We start from the raw sequence: 5,888 nt of genomic DNA on the forward strand, positions 1-5,888 counted from the left end.
GTCAACCCGCGGCCAGCGAAGCGCGGCGCCGCTTCGGTTCGGGCCTGAGCAGGCTGCGCACGCGGGTGCGCTTGGGCGGAACGGCGGCAGACACGCCCTCGATTTCCGACTCGGAGACGGCGCCGCCTTCCATCGCCTGCACCGCGTCGCCGGCGCTGTAGCGCGGCGGCCAGTGATTCAGCGTGGCGCGGCGCAGCAGCGCCATACCGCCGTGGGCCGAGAAGGTCCTCTCGAGCACGTGGGTGACGTTGTGGCGACCGGCTCTTTCGGTGATCACCAACGTCGAGCAGCGCGTGCCGTACTGCAGGTCGGGCGAACGGATGAAGGCTGGCGCCAGCATGCGCTCCTTGTCGAGGCCGACGCCGGTGTCGGGCAGTTCTTCGTCGGCCGGCAGGCGGCGGTCGGCCAGGGCTTCGAAGAGGCGGTTGGCGAGATCGTCGACGGATCCGGCCTGGGCGATGGCATCGCGGGCGCGAGCCTTCAGGGTCGTGACCTTGGGCCAGGGGGTGTCCAGTCCGGCGTTCGACAGACCGTAGACACCGCGCTCGAGGCGCTTCGGATGCGAGCCGTCGTTGCTGGCCCAGTAGCACTCGCCCTGCGCGAAGTCGGCTGCGATGAGGTTGAAGCCGTTGTAGCCGGCCAGCGCCGTGCGCATCCAGAACTGGTCGACCCGCTCGCGCGCCGCGAGCCACTCCGGCACGATGCGGCCGCGCGAGGGCGCGGTGGGGTCGATGTGCGACGGGTCGCGCACATTGGTCAGCAGGCCGAGCCGCCCTTCGGCGCTCAGGCCCAGCCAGGTGCCGCCGGCGTCCAGATCACGCCCGCCGAGGATGGGCAGCCCGCCGGGCTCCGGCGTCCACCAGGCCAGGCGCGCCGCCGCGCGCGAGAAGTACTCGTCGCGGTTGGCCGCCACCACCAGCGGGAAGCGCCGGCTCTCGTCGAGGGCCAGCGTCAGCAGGCACATGTCACGAACACCTCGGTGTGACGATCGCCCTCGATCAGGCCCTGCAGAACCCGCGCGTGCGATTCGATCTGCCGCTGCAGGTCGTCGTCGAGCTCGGAGGAGGTGGCCATGGGTTCGATCGCGTAGGTTTCCATCCAGGTCAGCAGTCCGTTCTTCGTCTCGGGCCGGCGCAGCAGGCGTGCGACCAGACCGGGATGGGCCCGACGCAGCGCAGCCTGAAACTCGTGGACCCGCGCCTGCACGGCGGCGGCGTGGACCTCGTGCGATCGATAGTAGATGAACAGTTCGCGCATCGGCGCTCCGGCAGTCGGGGGTCGCGCAGCGCCGTGAAATCCGCCCGTGCGGTCTGCCTCGCGGCGCTCAGGCGGCCGAGGGCTGCTCGAGTGGCACCGCGTAGGGAAGCTCCCGCCTCACCAGAATCGGCCCGTCGGCCGAGCCCAGGTGCAGACTGCCGCCATCGAGCGCCGCGAGCTTCACTTCCGCGAGCAGGCTCGATCCGCCGGCGGGGGCGGGCGCCGCATTGGCCACGAGGCCGGCCGGCTGGCCGGGATCGGCACTGTGGAAGACCTCGTGCCCGGCCTGCGCCGCGGCGTCCACGTCGAACAGGAACATGCGCCGCTTGAGCGTGCCGCGGTACTGGCTGCGCGCCACCACCTCCTGGCCGGGGTAGCAGCCCTTCCGGAAATCGACGCCACCGATCAGCTCGAGGTTGACCATCTGCGGTACGAACTGCTCCACCGTGGCGGCTTGAATGAGCGGCACGCCGCTGCCGACTTCCAGCCAGCGCCAGCGGTCCGGATCGAGGGCGGGCAGGGCGGAAGGTGCCGCGCCCACCAGCATCGCGCGTGCCACACCTGCGGCGTCCGGCAGACGAATGACGACGCCCTCGGCCGTCTCGCGCCGGCTCCAGACGCTGGCCCCGGCCAGCCGCGATGCCGCGGCCTCGCCCGCGAGCCCATGCAGCGGGATATCGGCCGACGCATCGTCGAGCTTGCACTGCGCACGCAGCACGAACATCGACAGGCGCTTGAGCGTCGGCGCCAGCAGGTCGGCGGCACAGGCCAGCAGGATCTCGTCCTCCGCGCCACGCCAGGCGATGAAGCTCGCCTGGAGTCGCCCCTTGGCCGAGCAGAAGCCCGCAGGAACGGCACGGTCGGCGCCTAGGTTCAGTATGTCGCTGGTGAGCTGGCCATGGAGGAAGCGCGCGGCGTCCGCACCGCGGGCGCGAATCACGCCCCAGTGCGCCAGGCGCACGACACCGTTGGTTGCGAGGTCGGTCGGCATGCGCCGATTATCATCAGCCGCCATGAGTCTGATCGCATCGGGGTCTCGATGAAGTGGCTGTGGCGCCTCGTGCTGCTCGTGCTCCTTGTCGGCGCAGCCGCCGCGGGGGGCGCGGCCTGGTGGCTCAACCAGCCGCTCGCACTCAGCGACGAGACGGTGGAGTTGTCCATCGAGCAGGGCGAGCTGCCGCGCGACATCGCCCAGGGTTGGGTCAAGGCCGGCGTACAGGCACCGCCGTGGGCGCTGTACCAGTGGTTCCGCTGGTCGGGCGACGCCAAGCGCATCCGCGCCGGCAGCTACGAGATCGGCGCCGGAACCACGCCGCGCACGCTGCTCGAGAAGATGGTGCGCGGAGACGAGACGCTGGCCACCGTGCGCCTGATCGAGGGCTGGACCTTCCGGCAGTTCCGCGCGGAACTGGCCAAGGCCGAAGCACTCAAGCCGACCACCGCCGGCATGACCGACGCGCAGCTGATGGAAGCCATCGGCAGCCCAGGGCTGGCACCGGAGGGCCGCTTCTATCCCGACACCTACGCCTACAGCAAGGGCAGTGCTGATCTGGCCGTGCTCAAGCGCGCGCACCGGGCGATGAAGCAGCGCATCGACGAGGCCTGGGCCGCCCGCGCGCCCGACCTGCCGCTGCGCACGCCCGACGAGGCGCTGATCCTGGCCTCGATCATCGAGAAGGAGACCGGCGCCGCAGCCGAGCGCGCGCGCATCGCGGCGGTGTTCGTCAACCGGCTGCGCATCGGCATGCCGCTGCAGACCGACCCGACGGTGATCTACGGGCTGGGCGAGGCCTTCGACGGCAACCTGCGCAAGCGCGACCTGCAGGCCGACACGCCGTTCAACACCTACACGCGGCCGGGCCTTCCGCCCACGCCGATCGCGATGCCGGGCTCGGCCTCGCTGCGCGCAGCCGTCCGCCCCGAGCCGAGCAAGGCGCTGTACTTCGTCGCCCGCGGCGACGGCACCAGCGCGTTCAGCGAAACGCTCGCCGAGCATAATCGCGCGGTCAACAAGTACCAGCGCGGCCGCTAGGGCCCGAACCCCACGCCGTGAGCGGCCGATTCATCACCTTCGAGGGCATCGACGGCGCCGGCAAGTCCACGCACATCGACGCATTGGCGGAGCGGCTGCGCCAGCGCGGCGCCGAGGTGGTCTGCACGCGCGAACCCGGCGGCACCGATCTGGCCGAGCAATTGCGTGAGTTGGTGCTGCACCGCCCGATGGATGCGCTCACCGAGGCGCTGCTCGTGTTCGCGGCGCGGCGCGACCATGTCCAGCGCGTCATCGCCCCGGCCTTGGCGCGCGGCGCCACGGTGGTGTGCGACCGATTCACCGATGCCACCTTCGCCTACCAGGGCGGCGGCCGCGGCTTCGATGGTTCGATCCTGGCGCAGCTGGAGCAATGGGTGCACGGCAACCTGCAGCCCGCGCTGACGCTGTGGCTGGACCTGCCCGCCGAGATGGCCGCCCAGCGCCGCGCCCAGGCCCGCGCCGCCGACCGCTTCGAGAGCGAGGACCTAGCCTTCTTCGAGCGCGTGCGTGCCGGTTACGCCGCTCGCATGGCAGCCACGCCGCAGCGCTTCGCCCGCATCGATTCCTCGCTCGACAGGGCCACGGTCAGCGCGCAGATCACGGCCGAGCTGGAGCGGCGCGGATGGTAGGCCCGGACGGCGCGCTGCCCTTGCCCTGGCTGGCGCCGTGGCTGGCCGATGCACTGCGCACTCAGCGCGGCCATGCCGTGCTGATCCACGGCGCGCAGGGCATCGGCCAATGGCAGCTGTCGTTGACGCTGGCGCAGGCCTGGCTGTGCGAGGGCGGGCAGGGTGCCCGGCGACCCTGCGGCACCTGCGCGTCGTGCCGCATGGTGCAGGCCCGCTCGCATCCCGACTTGATGGTGCTGGTGCCCGAAGCCCTGCAGGCCTCGCTCGGCTGGCAGCTGTCCGAGACCGACGGCGAAGCGTCCGAGGGAAGCTCGAAGAAGCAGCCGAGCAAGGAGATCAAGGTCGAGGCCGTGCGCGCCGCGGTCGCGTTCGCGCAGACCACTCCGGCGCGGGATGCCGGCAAGGTCGTGGTGCTGCATCCAGCCGAGCGCATGAACGGCATCTCCGCCAACGCACTGCTCAAGACACTCGAGGAACCGGCCGGCACGGCGCGCTTCATCCTGAGCTGCGCGGCGCCGGAAGCCTTGCTGCCCACCATCCGCAGCCGGTGCCAGGCCATGTCGCTGCGACTTCCCCCGGCGGCCGAGGCAGCCGCCTGGCTGGCCGGGCAGGGGGTGGCACAGGCCGAGGTGGTGCTGGCGGCCTCGGGCGGGCAACCGCTGGATGCGCTGGAATGGGTGAGGGAGGGGCTGGACGCGAAGCTCTGGCTGCGCTTGCCCGAGGCCGTTCAGCGCGGCGATGCAGCGGCGCTGCAGGGCTGGACGGTCGCCCGCGCCGTCGATGCGCTGCACAAGCTCTGTCATGACGTGGCCTGCGTGAGCGTGGGGGCGCCGGCACGCTATTTCCCGCCCGGATCCGTTCCGCGCCAGCCCGATGCGGCCCGCCTCGCGGCCTGGTCGCGCGATCTGGCGCGCGCCGCTCGTCAGGCCGAGCACCCTCTGAACGCCGGGCTCATGATCGAGACGCTGGTCACGCGGGCTCGCCATGCGCTGGCCACCGGGGCTCCGGCGGGGCCCGTCCCGCGCGGTGTTTCTGTACACTCGGCCGCATGAGCGACGGCACCGCACGCAGCACGCTACCGGCCACACCCGCCTCCGCGGCCGCCAACCGCCCAAGCGTCATCCAGTTGGTGTTCCGCGAGAAGGGCGCGCTCTACGCCGCCTACATGCCGGTCTTCTCCGATGGCGGGCTGTTCGTACCGACCACGCGCGAGTACCGGCTCGGCGAGGACATCTACCTGCTGCTCTCTCTGCCCGACGACCCACAGCGCTATCCGGTCGCCGGCAAGGTCGGCTGGATCACGCCGGCCAATGCCTCGGGCGGGCGCACGCAGGGCGTCGGGGTCCGCTTCCCGACCGACGAGAAGACGCGCCTGCTCAAGCTGAAGATCGAAGAGATCCTCGGCACCTCGATTTCCTCGGCCAAGCCGACCCAGACCATCTGAGGCCAACGCCTCGCCGCGGCCGGGCACCCCGGCCGCTTCGTCGTTTCCGCCATGTTCGTCGACTCGCACTGCCATCTCAGCTTTCCTGAACTCGCCGGGCGCATCGACGCCATCCGTGCCGACATGGCTGCGGCACGGGTCGACAAGGCGCTGTGCATCTGCACCACGCTGGAGGAGTTCGAGACGGTGCACGCCCTGGCCCGGCGCTTCGACAACTTCTGGTGCAGCGCCGGCGTACACCCGGACAACGAAGGCGTGCGAGAGCCCGCTGTCGACGATCTGGTGGCGCTGGCCGGCCGGCCACGCGTCGTGGCCATCGGCGAGACCGGGCTCGACTACTACCGTCTCGGTGACCGCAGCCTGGACGAGATGGCCTGGCAGCGTGATCGCTTCCGGGTTCACATCCAGGCCGCGCGAGCCGCCGGGTTGCCGCTGGTCATCCATACCCGCAGCGCATCGGCAGACACGCTGCGCATCCTGCGGGAGGAGGGGGGTGACCGCGTCGGCGGCGTCTTCCAGTGCTTCA

8 protein-coding genes are annotated in these 5,888 nt (G+C 71.2%); 5 read left to right on the forward strand and 3 right to left on the reverse strand.

The window, feature by feature from the left end:
* Position 1 precedes the first annotated feature (1 nt).
* The 3 genes from AB7U92_RS20450 to AB7U92_RS20460 all read right to left on the reverse strand — a co-directional run bounded on the left by AB7U92_RS20450 (position 2) and on the right by AB7U92_RS20460 (position 2,248).
* Positions 2-964: an NRDE family protein gene (locus AB7U92_RS20450; protein ID WP_428581298.1), complete on the reverse strand. Its 963-nt coding sequence runs from the start codon at positions 962-964 to the stop codon at positions 2-4.
* Positions 952-1,257 (reverse strand): DUF4936 family protein, encoded by a 306-nt coding sequence (locus tag AB7U92_RS20455; RefSeq protein ID WP_428581301.1) that lies wholly within the window; start codon positions 1,255-1,257, stop codon positions 952-954. Before AB7U92_RS20455 ends, AB7U92_RS20450 begins: the two co-directional genes overlap by 13 nt.
* A 67-nt stretch (positions 1,258-1,324) precedes the next feature.
* Positions 1,325-2,248, reverse strand: coding sequence for a YgfZ/GcvT domain-containing protein (locus tag AB7U92_RS20460; protein WP_428581304.1), 924 nt, complete (start codon positions 2,246-2,248; stop codon positions 1,325-1,327).
* Positions 2,249-2,296: 48 nt separating this feature from the next.
* On the opposite strand from AB7U92_RS20460, the gene mltG reads away from it, so the two are divergent.
* The 5 genes from mltG to AB7U92_RS20485 all read left to right on the forward strand — a co-directional run.
* Complete coding sequence (gene mltG / locus AB7U92_RS20465; RefSeq protein WP_428581307.1) at positions 2,297-3,289, forward strand: endolytic transglycosylase MltG; 993 nt, start codon at positions 2,297-2,299, stop codon at positions 3,287-3,289.
* Between the two features lie 17 nt (positions 3,290-3,306).
* A complete protein-coding gene (gene tmk, locus AB7U92_RS20470; protein WP_428581310.1) occupies positions 3,307-3,918 on the forward strand; it encodes a dTMP kinase in 612 nt (203 codons plus the stop codon).
* Positions 3,912-4,970, forward strand: a complete 1,059-nt coding sequence (holB, locus tag AB7U92_RS20475; RefSeq protein WP_428581313.1) for a DNA polymerase III subunit delta' — start codon at positions 3,912-3,914, stop codon at positions 4,968-4,970. Before tmk ends, holB begins: the two co-directional genes overlap by 7 nt.
* Positions 4,967-5,362 (forward strand): PilZ domain-containing protein, encoded by a 396-nt coding sequence (locus tag AB7U92_RS20480; protein ID WP_428581316.1) that lies wholly within the window; start codon positions 4,967-4,969, stop codon positions 5,360-5,362. The genes holB and AB7U92_RS20480 overlap by 4 nt, the downstream gene beginning before the upstream one ends.
* Before the next feature lie 51 nt (positions 5,363-5,413).
* Positions 5,414-5,888, forward strand: a 475-nt coding sequence (locus AB7U92_RS20485; protein ID WP_428581319.1) for a TatD family hydrolase, incomplete at its 3' end; no start/stop codon positions are given.

Origin of the sequence: Piscinibacter sp., from assembly GCF_050175855.1 — a bacterium.
In the GTDB taxonomy this organism is placed as follows: Bacteria; Pseudomonadota; Gammaproteobacteria; order Burkholderiales; family Burkholderiaceae_C; genus Piscinibacter.